Annotated in this window: 14 protein-coding genes and 2 tRNA genes; 12 read left to right on the top strand and 4 right to left on the bottom strand. The window is 54.8% G+C overall.

Annotation, left to right across the window (positions count from 1 at the left end):
- Position 1 precedes the first annotated feature (1 nt).
- The 5 genes from RBB29_RS22285 (at position 2) to RBB29_RS10070 (ending at position 3942) form a co-directional block, all read left to right on the top strand.
- On the top strand, positions 2-583 hold the full coding sequence (locus RBB29_RS22285; protein ID WP_371931469.1) for a hypothetical protein: 582 nt from the start codon (positions 2-4) through the stop codon (positions 581-583).
- A gap of 369 nt (positions 584-952) precedes the next feature.
- Entirely contained in the window at positions 953-2059 is a 1107-nt protein-coding gene (locus tag RBB29_RS10085; protein WP_306116989.1) for an RNA ligase RtcB family protein, read from the top strand.
- Positions 2056-2697 (top strand): peptide chain release factor H, encoded by a 642-nt coding sequence (gene prfH, locus RBB29_RS10080; RefSeq protein ID WP_306116990.1) that lies wholly within the window; start codon positions 2056-2058, stop codon positions 2695-2697. The genes RBB29_RS10085 and prfH overlap by 4 nt, the downstream gene beginning before the upstream one ends.
- 61 nt (positions 2698-2758) lie before the next feature.
- Positions 2759-3526, top strand: a complete 768-nt coding sequence (locus RBB29_RS10075) for an AAA family ATPase (RefSeq protein WP_306116991.1) — start codon at positions 2759-2761, stop codon at positions 3524-3526.
- Positions 3527-3549: 23 nt separating this feature from the next.
- Positions 3550-3942, top strand: a complete 393-nt coding sequence (locus tag RBB29_RS10070) for an AAA family ATPase (RefSeq protein WP_306116992.1) — start codon at positions 3550-3552, stop codon at positions 3940-3942.
- A 37-nt stretch (positions 3943-3979) separates the two neighbouring features.
- Here the strand turns inward: RBB29_RS10070 and rtcR are convergent, their stop codons facing one another.
- On the bottom strand, positions 3980-5542 hold the full coding sequence (gene rtcR, locus RBB29_RS10065; RefSeq protein WP_306116993.1) for an RNA repair transcriptional activator RtcR: 1563 nt from the start codon (positions 5540-5542) through the stop codon (positions 3980-3982).
- Positions 5543-5715: 173 nt separating this feature from the next.
- Here rtcR and RBB29_RS10060 point away from each other — a divergent pair, with 173 nt between their 5' ends.
- The 7 genes from RBB29_RS10060 (at position 5716) to RBB29_RS10030 (ending at position 14757) form a co-directional block, all read left to right on the top strand.
- A complete protein-coding gene (locus RBB29_RS10060) occupies positions 5716-7272 on the top strand; it encodes an RNA-binding protein (RefSeq protein ID WP_306116994.1) in 1557 nt (518 codons plus the stop codon).
- A 369-nt stretch (positions 7273-7641) separates the two neighbouring features.
- Positions 7642-7713, top strand: a tRNA-Lys gene (locus RBB29_RS10055).
- 393 nt (positions 7714-8106) lie between these two features.
- Positions 8107-8181: transfer RNA gene (locus RBB29_RS10050), tRNA-Asn, on the top strand.
- A 257-nt stretch (positions 8182-8438) separates the two neighbouring features.
- Entirely contained in the window at positions 8439-9854 is a 1416-nt protein-coding gene (locus tag RBB29_RS10045; protein WP_306116995.1) for an RtcB family protein, read from the top strand.
- A gap of 132 nt (positions 9855-9986) precedes the next feature.
- Positions 9987-11384 (top strand): 3' terminal RNA ribose 2'-O-methyltransferase Hen1, encoded by a 1398-nt coding sequence (locus tag RBB29_RS10040; RefSeq protein ID WP_306116996.1) that lies wholly within the window; start codon positions 9987-9989, stop codon positions 11382-11384.
- Positions 11381-12205: a nucleotidyltransferase domain-containing protein gene (locus RBB29_RS10035; RefSeq protein ID WP_306116997.1), complete on the top strand. Its 825-nt coding sequence runs from the start codon at positions 11381-11383 to the stop codon at positions 12203-12205. Before RBB29_RS10040 ends, RBB29_RS10035 begins: the two co-directional genes overlap by 4 nt.
- Positions 12202-14757 (top strand): polynucleotide kinase-phosphatase, encoded by a 2556-nt coding sequence (locus tag RBB29_RS10030; RefSeq protein WP_306116998.1) that lies wholly within the window; start codon positions 12202-12204, stop codon positions 14755-14757. Before RBB29_RS10035 ends, RBB29_RS10030 begins: the two co-directional genes overlap by 4 nt.
- Before the next feature lie 237 nt (positions 14758-14994).
- On the opposite strand, the gene RBB29_RS10025 is transcribed toward RBB29_RS10030, so the two are convergent.
- The 3 genes from RBB29_RS10025 to RBB29_RS10015 form a co-directional block, all read right to left on the bottom strand.
- On the bottom strand, positions 14995-17277 hold the full coding sequence (locus tag RBB29_RS10025) for a hypothetical protein (RefSeq protein WP_306116999.1): 2283 nt from the start codon (positions 17275-17277) through the stop codon (positions 14995-14997).
- Between the two features lie 5 nt (positions 17278-17282).
- The gene (locus RBB29_RS10020) at positions 17283-18359 is read right to left on the bottom strand and encodes a hypothetical protein (protein WP_306117000.1); all 1077 of its coding nucleotides are present in this window, start codon (positions 18357-18359) and stop codon (positions 17283-17285) included.
- Between the two features lie 273 nt (positions 18360-18632).
- Positions 18633-19208 (bottom strand): ATP-binding domain-containing protein (locus RBB29_RS10015; RefSeq protein ID WP_306117001.1); only part of this gene is annotated, 576 nt, incomplete at its 5' end.

Below are 19208 nucleotides of genomic sequence, written 5' to 3'. Positions count from 1 at the left end.
GGTGCAACCTAAGTTCTTCGCCAAGTCGGATCCGGCCGCCCAATGGACACGTGCCGAGGAGAGCAGACCCTATTTCGCTTATGCCACGAACTACCTGATCGACACGAAGAGTTCTGTTATCATGGACGTTGAGGCAACGCGAGCCATCCGACAGGCCGAGGTGGGTGCTTCGCAAACCATTCTTGATCGTACCGAGCGACGGTTTGGGATCAGACCAGACTGGCTAGCAGCGGACACGGCATATGGTTCAAGCGGTAACTTAGGCTGGTTGGTCAAGAAGCGCGGGATCATCCCGTTCATCCTGGTTATTGATCATTCGAAACGCAAAGACGGGGCATGGACGCGGTTCGAGTTTGAATATGATGAAGCCAACGACCAATACATTTGCCCGGAAGGCTTCGCGCTCAAACAGTTTCGACGAAACTACTCCGATCCCAACCTCGGTAAGTCCACACCTGGCTATGTGGACACATCCATGAGAGATGTTGCTGGGTGGGAGAAGGCGATCATGGATCGATGCGCTTTGTCTCCAACCAAAGAGGTTTTCCAGGAGAGAGAACAGCATTTGATCCTTCAGGTTTGATGGCAGTTTGACCCATTCGATCGCCAAACGTATCAATTGTACACGCTTCGCAGAGAAGCTTGATGGTAACCATAGGGGCACAGTCGTGTTGTTATTTGGACACGACTTGGAATCAGCAAGTTCAAGACTGTTGAGGGAATCAGCAATCCCACTTAATTGAAGACCTCCAATTGGTTCATTGGACCCAAATCGTAACCCCCAACAAGGAAAGGGACATACATGCTTATTCGTTATTTCGCCCTTTCGGGGCCGATCAACACCTAAGCTGAAATCAGATCAGGTTTGATCCAGTTCGCCGGCTTGCTGCTCGCGCATCTACATACGTTTATTGGGTACTATCACATGGGCAATTCTGTCTTGGATGGTCGTGTGTCAGCTGTGTCCGGCGACGCCATCATCACAAAATTCTATACATCTGCGGCCTGGATCGAAGGACGGGCCGAACAACAACTCGAAGAGATCGCTGGCTGGACCGGCGTGCAAAAGATCGCGGCTTTTCCAGATTTGCACCCAGGCAAATTCGGGCCCGTTGGTTGTGCCGTTCTGGCGGACCACATTTTCCCGCAGCTTATCGGCAATGACATCGGCTGTGGCATGTCGCTATTCCAGCTTGATCTGCCTGTGCGGAAACTGAAACTGGAGAAGGCGCTGCGCCGGATGCGCGTTCTTGGCGAACCTGCATCTGAAGACCAACGCTGGAGACTGGAAGAAATTGGTCTGCCGACCGATCTGTTTGCCACATCGCTCGGCACGGTTGGTGGCGGCAATCATTTCTGCGAGGTTCAGACCTTGGCCGAGGCGGATGACAGCACTGGCCTCTATACATCATGCCTTTATCTGTTGGTGCATTCCGGGTCGCGTGGTTTTGGCAATGCCGTTCTAGAGGTAGTGCCCCAAGGGTCCTACGCCGGACTGCAAGAGGATAGTGACGCAGCTCAGATCTATCTGAAAGATCATGACAAAGCGGTTCGGTGGGCCCGCCTCAATCGTCAGGTCATTGCAGAACGGGCAGCGGAGGCGCTGCGAGCAGATCTGATGCTGTTGGTCGATGCCCCGCACAACCTGCTTGTGCAACATGGTGATCGCTGGTTGCACCGCAAAGGCGCGGCAGTCGCCGAGCAAGGATTTGTTCCGCTTGCCGGGTCGCGGGCAAGTGCCAGCTACCTGATGTTCCCCATTGGCCATGTTGATGCGCTTCGCAGCCTCGCTCATGGTGCCGGGCGGCGCTACGACCGATCCTCGATGCATGGTCGCGTGCGGGCCAAGAAATCAGACCTTGAGGCCATGCAGCGCAACACCTTCGGTGGCCGAATTCTATGCGAAGATCGCAACCTTCTGATCGAAGAAGCGCCCTTGGCTTACAAATCGGCCAGGTCCGTCGCCGAAGACCTGGACCGCACAGGTGCTGCGCATTCTGTGGCGGAGTTCCATCCGCTCCTGACCTTCAAGAAAACGCGTGACGGGAGACGATCATGACTGCCCCCAGACATATCTCACTCCTGGTCACCAGTGGCAGTGGCCCAGCAGAGTGCCAGCAAGCCGTTGCGGGCGTGCTGGAGGTGATGCGCCGTGAAGCCAAATTCTTCGCGGTCGATTTTGATACCAATGGGGCGCGTACAATACATGGTTTCAAATCTGCGGTGGCTGTGATCAGCGGCGCAGATGCAGATGCTTTCGCCAAGAAATGGCGCGGTACGATCCGGTGGCGGGCGCAAAGCAATCTGCGTCCAACGCATAAGCGGGCCAACTGGTTCATCGGGGTGTACGACCTGCCTGCATCGGTGCGGACGCCTGAACGCATTCAAGCGAGCGACGTCACTTTTGATACCTTCCGGGCGGGCGGCCCTGGTGGGCAGCACCAGAACACAACCAACAGCGCGGTGCGGGCGACGCATCGGTCAACGGGGCTTTCGGCGGTGGCGCGCGAAGAGCGTTCGCAGCATCGCAACAAATCACTGGCATTGGAACGCCTGCAGCATCTGATGGCCGCCCAAGCCGCAGCGGATGAATCCGCCCAAAAGGCGAGCCGTAACGAGCTACACTATGCGCACGAACGCGGCAATCCGGTGCGGTGCTTCAAGGGTCGCGGTTTTCGCGAAGTGAAAGGGGGCTAAGATAGACGCATTCGATCAATTCCTGACCAGCGCCCTGACCAGCGATTTTTTCGCGGGCGACGTGGCGCTCGGGGCATTTGGGGTCGCGGCAGCCTTTCTACGCGTCGCATTCATGGCCCTGTACCGTGTGATTGTTCGGCGCGTCTGGGTGAGCCTGACACTCGACAACCGGAGCGCCGCCTATCGCCATTTCTGTATCTGGATGGAGCAGAACAACGTTCTGTCCCATTCGCGCCATGTGCGTATGACGGATGGGAAATGGGCACGGGGAACAAAGGGCTATGCGCCCGCACCGGGCCAGCATTGGTTCTTCTGGCGAGGGAAAATCTGTCGTCTGGGGCGCGACATCAATGAAAAGTCAAAAGTGGGCGCATCGCACAACCAGCGGCCAATGGAAGTGCTGAACGTCACCGTTCTTTTCGGAAAGGTCGAGACGATACTGGGCTGGATCGCCGAGGGACGCGCACTTTCCCAGACCAGGGATCGCATCGGCCCTGGCCTCCATATTCTGAAGGGGGATTGGTGGGATCATGTCGGCGATGTCCCACGCCGTTCCATCAACACGGTGCTGGTGGATGACGATCGCATCGAGAAAGTGCTGGAGGACATGCGTTGGTTCTATAGAGCTAGCGACTGGTACGCGGAACGTGGTGTTCCCTGGCGGCGTGGGTATCTGTTTTACTGCCCTCCGGGCACGGGCAAGTCGAGCCTCATTCGCGCGCTGGCGTCAGACCTGTCATTGGATATCGCGTCGCTGGATATCGGGCGCGTCACGCTGACGGATGATGATCTGCGTGAAGCGATGATGTGTGCCCCAAGGGGTCGCTGATCGCAATCGAGGATGTGGACGCTGTGTTTACGCAGCGCGAAGGTGGCGAGAAACGCTCGGGCGTCAGCTTCTCGGGCTTGCTCAATGCCATCGACGGCGTCGCAGCTCAGGAAGGGCGTGCCCTGGTTATGACAACGAACCACAAGGAAAAGCTGGACCCGGCCCTGATCCGACCCGGCCGCGCCGACGTGCACACCGAACTTGGAATGGTAAACGCGGCTACAGCCCGCCGCCTGTTTGAACGCTTCTTCCCCGGTGAAGATGATTTGGCGTCGGTTTTCGAACAGCGGTTAGGAGGTCAAAAACACAGCCCTGCACAGATTCAGGGTTGGCTTTTGGCCAATAGCGCCGACCCAAAGGTGGCTGCGCATGCGTCGGGGCTAGAAGGCCGCATACAAGATATAGCCGCCGAATAAGTAAGCATGGGCGTCCGGATATCTCGCGTCCGTCTGGCTAGATTGCACCCCACTCCAAACCAAACTTTCCAAGATATTTCCGCAGCCGATCTGCATCGTTCTGGGTTTTTCGTTTGCTGCGCGACACGGCAAACAAGGCGCGCCCGGCGGCGCTTAGGCTTGAAGACTTGCGGCAGGTCCGGATCACCTCGGCCAGCTGAACAAGATCAAACGGATCCACATCAGAAACGGCGTCGCCCATCACATCTGCAACCAGCTTGAAATCATCATTCGACTGGGCCGATTTCCAATCAGTTTGAAGCGTTTCGATTTCGGTCGCGACCATCGCCCTTGTGATCCGCCCGCGTGGTGCAAGCGTGCACAAACGACGGATCGAGCCCGAGAAGTCACGGAAGTTTCCCGGCCAATGGGTGCCCGGGTCTTTGGCGAAGGCCAGATATTGGGCGCGGGCATCGGAGTTGAAACCGACATGTGTGCCCAAATCTCTTTCGCAGCGATCCAGCTCGTGCAGTAGATTTGCTTCGATATCCTCGGTGCGATTGCGCAGCGCGGGCAACGTGAAGCTCCATGTGTTCAGCCGGGCCAGCAGATCAGGGCGAAACTGTCCAGAAGCCGTCAGACCACGCAGATCTCGGTTTGCCCCGGCGATCAGGTGAAACCGGCTTGAGATTTCGTGGTCGGACCCCAGTGGATAAAACCGCCCGGTTTCAATCGCATGCAGCAGAACCGACTGCATGTTGGTGTTCAACTCGTCCACGTCATCCAGAAACAGGACACCGCCATCCGCTTCGCGCAACAACCCGCTGCGTTCAGTCCCTGCCGCCCCAAGGTAAGAGCGGCGCTGACCAAAAAGCGTCGCCATGGCATCTGGCCCGTTCAATGTTGCGCAATTCACGTGGACCAGACGGCCTTTGACGCGGCGTCGATCGAGTTTGAGGCTATGAATTCGCTCGGCCAGTTCGGTCTTTCCAGTGCCGGTTTCGCCGAGCAGCAGGATAGGTTCGTCGGAATTGCTGGCGACCAACTCAACCCTGTCAATCAGATCGTTGTATTCTGTATTGCGTGTTTCGATCCCACCCTTCAGCTGGTCGCTATGTTCCCGCGACAGCTGATCGAAGCGCTGCTGAAGTGCGTTATAGCGGCTCAGGTCCAGGTCGATGACATCGAACTTTGGCACCTCCTCATCCGGTCCGGGTGGGCCGGTCTGGATCAGTCGCGCTGGTACATGGCGGCTTTCCGTCAGCAGGAACCAGCAGATCTGCGCCACATGTGTCCCGGTGGTCAGATGCACATGGTACCGTTCGCGTTCATCGTCAAACCCATAGGACCGCGCGAAGTCGAACAGCTTGCCATAGACCTCCTGAAAATCCCACGGGTCGTTCAGGTCAAGCTGCTGAAGCAACACTTCCGTCTCAGGTGACGTTTCCTCGATCTCACGCTGAACCTGCTTGGCTAGACGATTGAATCGCATGTCATAGAGAATCTCGAGCCGATCCACCTTGAAGTGATCATGGCTGACAAGGCTAGGTGTCGGTTTCCAACGCCTTTTCTTGCCCATATCCAACTGGGTTCCGAGAAAGCCGATGACCACGTTCTTCATTGCGTATCCAAGTTTATAAATAGCGATACCATTAGATAGTATATGTGCGCGTACGAAAACTCAAACTCCATATTTTTACTTTAATATCAATGAATTGATTGAGTGTTCGATTTTCTTTCAGGTGAACCGAACATCATGCCAAAACGTCCTCACCAAATATGAGGAACAAAAAAATGGCGAACAAATCCGTGTTTGCATCGATCAAAGGCCGGTTGCCGCCGAAAGCAACTGCAAAGAATGCCCACGCGGCACCGGCCTACGCTTATTCCGATGCCCATGCTCTGGCTCAAGTCGCTGTAACCGGCACTTTCGGGGGCATGTTCTATCAGTCGCCGCAGGAGGAACTGGAATATGTTCTGGACGTGGCCGAGTCTGTTGAACCTCGTTATCTGGCGCAGGCTGCAATCTATGCCCGCCGTTCGGGATACATGAAGGATATGCCTGCCGTGTTGCTGGCTGTTCTGGCCCGGCGTGATCCGGTCTTGTTCCGTTCGGCTTTTGGCCGTGTGGTCGATAACGGCAAAATGCTGCGTACCTTTGTGCAGGTTATCCGTTCCGGCCAGACTGGTCGTAAGTCATTGGGTTCTGCGCCTAAAGCTATGGTGCAGAACTGGCTGAACACCGCGTCTGACTGGGCGCTGCTGAACGCCAATATCGGGAACGACCCGTCTTTGGCTGACGTGATCAAGATGGTGCATCCGAAACCAGTATCGGCTGAACGGGAGGCGCTGTTTGCCTGGATCGTCGGGCGGCCGTGCGAGGTGGCTTTGCTGCCACCGGCTGTGCAGGAGTGGATGGCATTCAAGGAAACCGGCAAAGGCCCGGTGCCTGACGTGCCGTTCCAGATGCTGACGCAGTTGGAATTGTCCTCCGCCCACTGGGCGCGGATCGCACGTAAAGGCTCGTGGCAGATGTTGCGCCAGAACCTGAATACGTTTCAGCGTCACGGTGTTTTCGGCGTGGCAAAGAACATGGGTCACGTGGCGGCATTGCTGCGCAACCCCGAGGCTATCGCCAAGGCACGTGCGTTTCCGTACCAGTTGATGGTGGCGGCGCAGAACGTGAACAGCGAGATGCCGCGCGAGATCGTTGACGCCCTGCATGATGCGATGGAAATCGCGGTGCAGAACGTGCCAAAGATCGCGGGTCAGGTGATCGTGTGTCCGGACGTCTCCGGGTCCATGACCTGGTCTGTGACCGGGTATCGCCCAGGCGCCACCTCGGCCGTGCGTCACGTGGATGTAGCAGCCCTTGTGGCCGCGTCATTCCAGCGCGTGAACCGTGGTTGTCAGGTTCTGCCGTTCGACTTCGACGTGCGTGACGTACGTCTGGAGCCGCGCGACACGATCCTGACCAATGCCGAGCGTCTGGCCGCTCTGGCTGGTGGTGGAACAAACTGTTCCGCGCCGCTGAAGTGGCTGAACGATCGTGGTCGTGCACCGGATCTGGTGGTGTTCGTGTCTGACAACCAGTCGTGGGTAGATGCCCGCGCCGGCGGACAGGGCACGGCGATGTTGAAGGAATGGGAAGCGATCAAGCGTCGCAACCCAAAGGCCAAGCTGGTCTGCATCGACATCGCTCCATACGGGACCACGCAGGCGCAGACACGTGGAGATGTGTTGAATGTCGGCGGGTTCTCGGATGCGGTCTTTGACCAGATCGCGGCGTTTGCCAACGGTCAGACCGGCCCAGATCACTGGGTTGGTGAGATCGAGAAGATCGAAATATGAAAGAGGGTCAGGCGGAATGCCTGTGGGACTACATTTTTAGGTAATGTCGCCGTCTCACAATCAGACTTGTCCGCCTGACCCATCCGAAACGAAACAAAAAAGGAAAGAACATCGCGTTTAGCGCAGACAGTGCGGGGGCACGACCAGAGGAACTTGGCGGTTCGACTCCGTCACTCTTGCGGGCGCTCTCTGGCATGGGCGGGACCTTATACCGCGCTGCTTGCCTTAAATGCGAAAAATCTCGGCGAATGCCGGTGGAACTACAGATCATAATCTCCGTGTCGCGGGTTCGAATCCCGCCATCGCGTTGCGATGTAGCTCAGTCAGGTAGAGCAGGTTCGTTTCACCAACACCTTGTCGCCGGGGCACGCGCCCGAAGCTCAGTGGTAGAGCAACCGCCTTTTAAGCGGTGCGTCGTGGGTTCGATCCCCATCGGGCACATCAGATGAAATGAATGAAAGGAAACAAATGGCGAATGCCGATGGAACTACAGTCCACCCCGGAGATGCGCGGTTAGCGACCACGTTGCGCCGATGCGGCGTATAGCTCAAATATGCAGAGCACCGGGCAAATTGTTTCATCAACCCCTTGTCGCCATACTATCAAGAAAACCCCGGCGAATGCCGAAGGAACTACATTGCAGCACCCTTCCGGGGTACACCGAGCGGGTTCAACTCCCCTCCTTGCAGGCGCCCAGACGGCAAACGCATCCACCCATTCGGATGCGGGGCGGGTCCCGGGTTGTTTCTTCTCCTTTGTCGCCGGGGCCACAGAGCTATTCCGGGGAAAGTGGAAAACGGTTTCCCGTATGGAATAGCGATCAAGAGAACATATTCGGCTGTAGCTCAGCGGTAGAGCGCCTGACTGTTAATCAGGATGTCGCAGGTTCGATCCCTGCCAGCCGAGCCAAAGAATGAAAGGAAAGCATCCGGGGGAATGCCCGTGGGAGTACATCGCTTGAAACGAACCGCCGAAAGGCCTCTCACGAACCTCTTGTCCTCCGGACCCGAAATATCACGGCGAATGCCGGTGGAACTACATAATCACCTGGTCGCGGGTTCGAGCCCCGCCATCGCATTCCGCGATGTAGCTCAGTTGGATAGAGCAGTTGAAAATGTTTCACCAACCCCTTGTCGCCGTGACCGATGTTAGAGTGAGATGGATAGATGAGTAGCGAAAACACAAACTACCCGATTACCGGTGAACACCTGAAGGAATGGGGGCATCGCCCCGGCAAGCAATTCCCGGCGCTGTTGGCGCGTGCGAATGAGATGCGCACCGAAGGGTTCGGACTGGTGCGTATCCGGCAGGAACTGGAGGGCGAGATTCCTCCCGCTCCGGTGACGCTGGACCTGCGCGCGCCCGGTGAAGTGCCGTTTCATGAAAACATCGACATGGATCATCCGGACGAGGAAGACAATGTCGACAAGGTACGCGAAACCATGACCGCTCTGATGCGCACGCCGACAATTGAGGCGGGAGCCATCATGCCCGATGCCTGTCCGGCTGGGCCTGTTGGCACCATCCCGGTTGGGGGTGTGGCAGCGGCGCGTAATGCGATCCATCCGGGGATGCACTCGGCTGACATCTGCTGTTCGGTCATGATCACCGATCTGGGCAATGCCGATCCCAAGGCTGTGTTGGATGCGGCCCAGTCGGTCACGCATTTCGGGCCCGGCGGTCGGCCTCAGGGCCAGCGGTTTACGACCTCGATGAAGCTGATGGATGCGTTTCGCGAAAATCGGTTTCTGGACAACCCGAAATCCCTGCGCATGGCGCAGGAGCACATGGGCACACAAGGAGACGGGAACCACTTCCTGTTTGTCGGACGCTCGCGCAAAACCGGACGGACCGCGATCGTGACCCACCACGGGTCGCGCGGACCGGGGGCGGTTTTGTATAAGCATGGGATGCATGTGGCCGAGAAGTTCCGCAAAGAACTGTCGCCCGAGACTGCCAAGCAGAATGCCTGGATCCCGGCAGATACTGAGGAAGGTCGTGACTATTGGGAGGCACTGCAGCTGATCCGTAAGTGGACCAAGGCCAACCACAACGCCATCCACCAAGCAACGGTCGAGGCCGCGCGCGTGGGTGATGTGGGCGAGCGGTTCTGGAACGAGCACAACTTCGTCTTCAAGCGGGGCGATATCTATTACCATGGCAAGGGCGCGACCCCTGCCTGGGATGGATACGCCTCGGATGCGACAGGGCTCACGCTCATTCCGCTGAACATGTCCGAACCCGTACTCGTTGTGCGTGGCAAGGACGCCGATCATGGTCTGGGCTTCAGCCCGCATGGTGCAGGGCGCAACTATTCGCGTTCCGAGCATAAACGCCGGATGGGATCGGTCACGCCTGAGCAGATGCTGAAGGCGGAAACCGAAGGTCTGGACGTGCGCTTTCACGCCGGTGGCGTGGACGCGTCGGAGCTGCCGTCGAGCTACAAGAACGCCGACAATGTGGTTGCCCAGATCAAATCTTATGATCTGGCCGAGATCGAAGACTATATCGACCCTTACGGCTGCATCATGGCAGGAGATGTGCCGCCGTTCTGGAAAAACAAGAAGAAAGGCCGCCGGTAATCACTGGCGACCTTTGCAGCCCATTCATGGGCGTTAGGCTCCAGTTTGAACACAGAACGAATTCGCCGCCTTGTATCCGCCCAAATCGACATTTAAGCCTTAAACTTCAAAGCGTTCTTGATTGACCACATTATGCAGATCGAAATTACTCTTACCGCAGCCGATGATGCTGATTACGCCGCGAGTGATCTTGGATTCTTGCTGCACAAGCATCCTGACCACATGCATACACGAGATACGTCGGTCGGTGAGGTCACGATTTTCTATCCGGAAAAATCTCAAGACCGGACAACAGCTGTGATGCATCTCGATGTCGATCCGGTCGGCCTGGTGCGTGGAAAAAACCGGCACAGCGATGGTCTACTGGCGCAATATGTGAATGACCGCCCTTTTGCGGCAAGTTCATTTCTGTCGGTCGCGATGGGGCGGGCCTTTGCCCAGACGATAGCTGGGAAATCGAAGGATCGACAGGCTCTGGCGGACCGTGCGCTCCGGTTCGAAATCCGCGTTGTGCCTGTCGCCTTGTCGGGTGATCTGAACCTGGTCAAACGTTTGTTCGAGCCATTGGGCTATTCCATACTCTCACCGTCAGAGATCGGCGAAGCGCAGGTTGTCGATCTGCGTCTGGCCGCAACACTGCGCCTCGCGGACATTCTCAAGCATCTTTATGTGCTGATGCCCGTCCTGGACAACTTCAAGCATTACTATGTCAGCGAAGAAGAGATCGACAAGCTTCTAGCGAAGGGTGACGGATGGTTGTCCGAGCATCCGGACAAGCAACTCATCACACGGCGCGCCTTGAAGCATCGTAGATCATTGATGAATATGGCCCTTACCCGCCTCGAAGAGACGGCGCCGCAGGAAGAAGAACCGGAGGAAGCTCCGAAGATCAAGCCTGAAGAGCAGCTTGAAAAGCCATTGCGCTTGCATGCGTTGCGGTTGGATACGGTGGCAGAGGTGCTTAGGCAGAACAATGTCACTTCGGTTCTTGATTTGGGATGCGGTGAAGGCAAGCTGATGTCGCGGCTGATCAAGGAACGCGGGCTGGCGCGCATTGTTGGCGTGGATGCGTCAGTGAGAACCTTGGAGGCGGCGCATCGCAAGCTGCGGCTCAATCAGGCCGGGGACGCCATGGCTGAGCGAGTCAGACTACAAATGGGCAGCCTGACTTATGGGGACCGGCGTTGGCAGGGCTTTGATGCCGCAACGCTGGTCGAGGTGATCGAACATATCGAACCACACCGCTTGTCGGCGCTTGTTTTGTCGCTCTTTGCCGATGCCCGTCCGCGCATGGTGGTGATGACGACACCCAACCGCGAATATAATGTGCTGTTCGACGGTCTGAAGGACGGCAAACTGCGCCATCCGGATCACCGGTTCGAATGGACCCGGGCGGAATTCGAAAGCTGGGCCAATAAGGTGGCTGAAGAACATGGTTATAGCGTCAGTTTCACGCCGTTGGGGCCGGTTGACGACACCCATGGCGGCCCATCGCAGATGGCTGTGTTCAAACAGGAGGATGCCGTATGAGCCTGCCTGTTTTTGTCCCATCCGTAGCGCCGGATATCGAAGCGATCATTCAATCCAAGCTAACTGCCTTGGAGGCCGATCATGGTGTGCGTATCCTCTTTGCCATCGAAAGCGGCAGCCGTGCCTGGGGATTTCCGTCGCCCGACAGCGATTACGATGTGCGGTTCATCTATGCCCGCCAACCTGACTGGTATCTCAGCATTGAGCCCGGTCGCGATGTCATAGAACTGCCCATCGAAGGCGACTGGGACATCAACGGCTGGGATATTCGCAAAGCGCTTGGCCTTCTGATCAAACCCAATCCGGTGATGCTGGAATGGCTGTCGAGCCCGATCCGGTATCGCTGGAATGATGCGGTCTGTGACCGTCTGATCCAATTTGCGGACAAAACCACATTTGGCGAAAGCTGCCTGCATCACTATCGCAACCTAGCGGTTAAGCAATGGGACAAGCATGTCGGGAACAACCCAGATGTGTCTTTGAAAAAATACTTCTACATCCTGCGGCCCGCTCTGGCGATTTCATGGATCAGGCAAAACCCAGCGGTACAGCCACCTATGAACCTGCAGGCGCTGGTCCAGGGACAGTCTCTGGGTCGGGAACTCATCGAACATATTGAACGGCTTCTGGTCCTTAAATCTGCAGCCAAGGAAATAGGGCGTGGCGCGCGTATTCCGATGATTGATGCTTTCATTCACGATCAGATTGCTTGGGCTGAAGTCGTGGCAAAAGAGGAAGAACGGTCGGACTTGATGGCAGAAGGCGACGAATTGTTGCGGCAAATCGTAAATGGCAGAGCTTTCGTGGGGGGTGCAGCATGACCAAGATTTCCATCCCCGATTTTGCTCTTGTTGTTCTGATCGGCGCCACCGGCTCGGGCAAGTCCGGCTTTGCGCGCAAGCATTTTCTGGAAACCGAGATTGTGTCTTCTGATGCCTGCCGGGCGATTGTTTCGGACGATGAAACCGATCTTGCCGCGACGGGCGATGCTTTCGATCTGCTCAATTACACGGCATCCATTCGGCTGAAGCGCCGGTTGATGACCGTTATTGATGCCACATCAGTGAAACGCGAGGATCGGGCAAAGCTCGTGCAGCTGGCACGCAAATATCATGCGTTGCCTGTGGCGCTGGTGCTCGATATCGACCCCAAGATTTGCCATGAACGCAATCAAAACCGCCCTAACCGCGACTTTGGGGAACACGTGGCACGCAATCATGCCAAGTCACTCAGACGAGGCGTGCGCGGTTTGCAGAAAGAGGGCTTCCGTCAAGTTCAGATCATGAAATCCCCCGAGGAAGTGGATGCGCTGGAGATTGTGCGTGAACCCCTATGGACGGACAACCGCACTGATCATGGTCCCTTTGACATCATCGGTGACATTCACGGCTGCTTTGATGAATTGACCGAATTGCTTGGAAATCTCGGATATGTGATAGACCCATTCGAAACCGGTTCCGAGGACCTGATCCGCGCCCGTCATCCGGAAGGCCGTACGGCGTTCTTTGTCGGTGATATCACGGACCGGGGTCCGCGCAATCTGGATGCTTTGCGCCTTGTCATGGGCATGTGCGATGAAGGCTCTGGCCGCTGCGTGATTGGCAATCACGACTTCAAGCTGAACAAATGGCTGAAGGGCCGGAATGTGACACAGGCACATGGTCTGGATCTGACCGTCGCTGAGCTTGAAAAAACCTCGGAGACCTTCCGCAGACGGGTCTCGGACTTCATTTGGGATTTGCGCTCTCATGCCTGGTTGGCCGATGGCAAGCTGGTCATTGCCCACGCCGGCCTGAAAGAAGAAATGCACGGGCGCGGCTCCGGTCATGTACGTAATTTCGCGATGTTCGGCGAGACAACTGGCGAGGTTGATGAGTTTGGCCTGCCCGTGCGTTTGGAATGGGCGCGCGATTACCGTGGCAAGGCGGATGTCGTTTTTGGCCACACGCCAATGGCCGAGGCCGAATGGCTGAACCACACCATGTGCATCGACACGGGATGTGTTTTTGGCGGCAAGCTTACCGCATTGCGGTGGCCCGAGCGAGAAACGGTTTCCGTTCCTGCGAAAATGCAATATGCGATCCCCGCAAAACCTTGGGATGCTGACCAATCCCTGTCCGCACAACAGGATCATGACCGTCTGCTTTATTTCGACGATTATGCAACCAAGATGCGAATCGAAACACGGTTCAAATCCACCTTGCAAATTCCCGAAGAAAACAGTCTTGCCGCGCTGGAGGTCATGAGCCGTTTTGCCGTTGATCCCAGATGGCTGATCTATCTGCCGCCCACGATGGCCGCATGCCCAACGGCACCAGAAGGCCCTTTTCTGGAACATCCCAATCAGGCGATGGACCATTTCGCTAGCCGGGGTGTGACCGACCTGGTTGTCGAAGAAAAACACATGGGATCGCGTGCCTTGTTGGTGGTCGCCAAGGATGCGGACGCCGCAAAGGCCCGATTTGGCGTGGAAGACGGCAAAGCAGGCGTGAACTATACGCGTACCGGGCGACCCTTCTTCAAGGACGAGTCCGAAGAAGCCGCAGTTGTTGCGCGAATTGGAAATGCAATGCATTCAGCGGATCTGTGGGAAGAACTTCAGACCGACTGGGTGCTTCTTGACGCTGAACTTATGTCCTGGTCTGCCAAGGCGCAGGAGTTGCTCAAACGGCAATACCTGCCAACGGTGACGGCGGCAAAATCATCCGCTTCGGCATTGCTCGAGGCAATTTCCAAAGCTGGGGAAATCGATGGGCTGGATGCGTTGAGCGCGCGTGCAGAAACCCAGTTTTCCAACGCGGAACTCATGGGACAGACAATCGACGGGTACTGCTGGGCAGCGGACATTATTGAGGACTACCGCATAGCGCCGTTCCACATCCTGGCGAGCGAAGGCATGGTTTATGTGGATCAGCCCCATACCTGGCATATGGAAACTCTGGGAAAATTGGCCGCCACCGATCCGATCCTGCAAACGACCGGCTGGAAACGCATTGACCTGAATAATGCGGCTGATCGCGAGACGGTCATTGACTGGTGGATGAAACACACTGGCTCGGGAGGGGAAGGGCTGGTGTTCAAACCCAACGCATTTATCCTGCGTGGCGACAAAGGTCTGATCCAACCTGCAATGAAAGTGCGCGGACGTGACTATCTTCGGATAATATATGGTCCCGACTATGACCTGCCTGAGAATATTGAGCGCCTCCGGCAGCGCGGGCTGGGCCGCAAATTCTCGCTTGCAGAACGGGAATTTAAACTCGGTTTTGAAGGGCTGCATAGGTTTGTTGAAGGGTTTCCACTTTCCAAGGTGCACGAGTGCGCATTGGCAGTGCTTGCGTTGGAAAGTGAGCCAGTCGACCCAAGATTGTAAATCAGAAACGGTCGCTTCGGGAGCGAGATGGGTTCGTTCTCACGGTCAGCCTGTTGGAGTGGAACGTGGTTTGAGATCACGAAGTCTGATTGCAAAAATTCTGATACCGAGATGGGCGAGAATTGCGGCCCAAAGCCGACCCTGACGAGACATCCAGCATGCTACGCTGCGGCCCGTCGAAGGAGACATTCGCTGCGGAAGCAAAAAAATGCATGATTGGTCACTACAAGTGGAATGTTAGATTGCTAGGCATGTCCACTTTAGGTAGTTCCAGTCGATTGCATCAAACCGATCCTTGCCAATGACCCTTGGCAAATAGCGCCCCAAGAGCTTGGAGGCCTCCCAACCCAAAACGAACTCGTCCGTCGCATCGGCGGCCCCGCCGGCGTCGAAAACTCGCACTAACAACTCTTTTCGGTAACTATCGTTCAGAAATGTATCCACTTCGCGCCGCTTCAAGGATCGCCATATTGCAGCGCGAAGAAAGGACTCATTGTATACGTTGACGCCAAAACACGATTGCTGATCCAGCAGGTATTGAGCAGGAGTCTTAGAACCGTAATCATCGCGCCAATACTGTAACGCAGATGCAACCGCGAGCATTATGTCCGCCTCCGACTCGGATAGCCCCTTTTCTCGCACAACTGACCAGTCGAACCACAAAGAACCTTTGTTGAATTCGAACTGGTGTTCAGGATATCGCTTAAAGAAAAGGTTGTTCCTTAATCCCTGACGCCGGCCTTCCGCGAGGAGTGTCAAACGACCTTCAATGTATGCCTTCTCCTTTCCTGACATACCGTCCAGAGCATGCTTTGACAAAAGGAGGGTATGTAATTCGCGCTCTTTGCACCAAGGGCATTGTGTGTGATCCCAATTTGGAAGCAAAACCTCTTCAACAGAGTTTACAACGATTTCCCCGTGCCTAGTAGGGCAGCTGAGTCTTATCATCGTCCCGTTGTCGCTGGTGATTTTTGCACTTAGGTCTGGACGCAAAAGTCCCACCAGAAAAGAGATCCTCGACGGATACTCGCTCAAACCTTGCGTACTTAGTCCAGACCGAAGCCCTTGTTCGAAGTCTTGAGCAGTGCTTTGACCGCTAATGTACATTGCATCGAGGAACCAGACGTTGGCGTTTGGGTCCGCAAGAACCCGTAGGATGTCTTGCCTCTTAGGAATACGCCGATATCCCGAGCATTCAATCAAATCGATCGGTGAATCGTCAGGAAAGCACTCAGATACGACTTGGGCGAACCTTGCATCCGCAGGTTTCTTCAGATGAACGATGTGTGTCGGACGGTCGAGTGATTTGACAAGCTTTGCAATTCTCACCCGAAACTCACTAGACGACACCAGCTTAAGGATGTCTACATGGAACGCATGGTGTCGCCGCAAATTGAGCTTTGTGTTCGAAGAGCCATCTTTGCAAACAGAAAAAATCTGGTATCCAGCATAAGTTTCAAAAAACTGTTTTGACTTCGCCGTGAATTTGCTCGGAGTGAACCGATGTTCCTTTGGCTCAAAATATCGAGGAAAGTAGGTCTGCGCATCAATCGTGAAGATCTTTTGCCCTTCTTCCAGACTGACATCATCTACTAAGCCATGAAGACCTCGCGCTTCGAGGATATCCGCCAGACTACACAGCACAAGTACGTCAATGCTAGCTTCCAAATCGGGGGCTAAACTTTGGCCTAGCAAATAGACTGTGACAACAGAAGGTTTTTCATCTTCAAACAACGTGCCGAACGCCTCCACATAGGTGCGAAGGCTTCTGCCGCTTGAAAGAGCGCTGACGAGGAAAATCGGTGCGATGCGGCCGTCTGAAGCCTGCTCGAGCAGTTCTAGTACTTCGCTGGACGAGGCAATGTCTTCGCTAAGGTACTTGGACAGGTATTGGCAATCATATCGTCTTCCTGTGTATTGTTCGGCCAATCTAGCAAGGTACATGCCCAGAGTGGATATGCTCCAAGTGTCACAAATTATTAGATTGGTTGTCTCTAAACTTGGTAGCGCCCAAAAGGCCAGAATGTGCAAGGATTCCCGCCTGGCCAAGCAGTTGCCGGTACGTAGGAAGAAGTCTGCTGTTTGACCGGACGGCAACCTGAAGAAGTGGAACCGGTTGCCTTCGTACAATGCGCCCGATTCATTGGCTAGTTTTCGCAGTTCTTCTTCACGAAGATCAGTGATCAAACTGGCTTCGTTAGGTGGCACTTTGCCGTTCATCGTTGTAAGGTGATGCTCAAAGTCTGCACAAAACAGTAAGTAGCATTGCGCTTTTGGAAATCGGCTGCTCGCCAACTTTCGAAGTGAATACGCTACCTCCATGAGTACTTTGCGGTGCGAACTCCAATTGATCGACGGATCCAGCCGAAAGTATGCGGAGCTTACGGATGCAAAGTCTACATTTTCGTTGCGTAGCCTTTCGTAGAGAGAATTGATCGCGTGTTTTAGAGATCGCTTCAGAACCGGTTCAGTAGGAACCAGCTCCCCAATACCTACCTCTTGAATCTGAACAAACTTCACTCAAATTATCCTGGAAAAATAAGGCTCAAGTGGGTGCCAAACTTGAACTCCGTAGTAGGTTCGCTGACCAATTGAGAGTTTGTTTGAGGTGAAATGAAGACCCGTTCTCCACCCGAATGGATTGACACATATCCGGCTACGTTCCTAGCCTCATCAATTACAATTGAGTATCCTTCTCCCTTTCTCCGCTCAGGTCCAACGTCCCCGCGGATCGAAAGATTTTGTTCTATTGCATCTTTGAGTGTGAACTCAGTGCTCGGGAAACGCCCAAACTGCCTAAGGTTTTCAACAATCCCCCTGCCATTATCGAAGTAGTCTAACTTCCAAAACCGAGTTTCCTGTCTACCTGTAAGCTCCGCATGACTGGAAAGGTAACCGCGCAAATCTGGGCTTTGGTTAGCAAAGCTTGTCTGAAGGTGCGTTGAGTAGGAAATTCTCGACACACGAAATACGAGAGTGTCTCCAAATAGTTTCTGGTTCCGCTCTGTCTTGTTTGGGTTCTGTGGGTAGTCCATCCAATGATCGATGTTGTCAATGACTTGATGGTGTATACTGCTGATAGCATCGAAGAGTTTGGTGCCCCTTCCATCATTTCCAAGCAGGCTTCCAAAGAAAGTTTTCTTGTTCTGATCGTCGAACCTGTCGAACACCCGAAGAAGCTTTCGACGGATTCGAAGTTCTTGGTTAGGCCGACTAATATCCTTCCGCAATGCCGCAAACACGTCGTCACCACGTGAAATAGTCCCTTGGTAGGCCAAAAAGTTTACAGATCTCTCGTCGAAATTTGTGACGCAACGTCTCGACACCAAATCATCCGCGAAACGATAGAAGTCTTCAGTGCCAACTTCGTCTCCCTTCTGGCGGGCCATTCTAAGAAGCTGAAAACGCAACACTTGGTCATTTGGCTGGGTCTTGTGAGTGATGGTCTGCTCATAGTGCTTCAATAGTCGGATTGGATCAAAGCTTTCGGCCGTTCTGAGAAACTCGGAAAAACTGTCGTAACCGCGAAAAAAGACCAATGGATCACTCGCGTAGACCCATCCTTTGTTTAACTCAGTCACCAGACGATCTTGATCGATCATCACACAAACTCCCGCACAATAAGACAATGCAAAGCATCCATGAAGTTTTCCCAAGCCCAGGTTCGTTGCCACATCCCGCTTTGTCCATCGTAAATAGTCGCTTGCCAGGACCTCAGCTTAATCGCCAAATCCTTCCTTACCATGTAGTGTTTTTAAGTGTCGACACAGGTTTCATTGAATGGTTGTTTTGCAACCCAAGAGTTTGCCGCACTGTATTGTCTTACGGTTTCCGAGAAGCTGATATCGACTCGGTGGCGCGTTCAAGGTTAGCAGTTACCCAAGCTTGAAAAGAGGACTAGGGTTCGTTTTTGGAAGAACTATTGCCAACGACGATTTGGCACGGCTGAGTGCCACATAAAGCTTGCATCTTCCGTAAATCGTGTTCCCAAAGCTGGCACGGTCACAATGCATGATCATGGTATTGCTGCACTCGAGACCCTTAGCTTTGTGAACGGTAGAAAGCGTCTTCGGTAGGGGTTTGGGTCGCATTACACTGCGGCGCATAGTGATTTCGGCGTAGCCTTGGGAGGCGTCTTCATGCTGTACAAGCCTTTGCGATTCCCAGAACTCGCGCTTTAGATCGACCTTTACGTCAGAGAAACCCGCGGCGGAGCTTTCGATGAATTGATCAATTGCTGCGATCGCTTTCGAAATGCCTAAGTGGTTAGGCTCGGCCAGCAGCATCCTGGCTAGACCTTGTATGTTTCCGGGTTTGCCTTTTCGGGTTTTACCGCACTCGCTTTCTATTTCAGCTTTCAATGTGTTGCCGTGCTGACCTGAGCCCCAAGTTTCCTCCACCTTGCGGAGAGTCCTTGGTTTGGGTTTGATCGCCTTACGCGGCCAGTTTGT

The sequence above is a fragment of the Roseovarius sp. MMSF_3359 genome, from assembly GCF_030733385.1.
GTDB lineage: Bacteria > Pseudomonadota > Alphaproteobacteria > Rhodobacterales > Rhodobacteraceae > Roseovarius.
The sequence above is the reverse complement of the archived record's forward strand: the minus strand, read 5'-3'. Positions and strand labels throughout refer to the sequence as shown.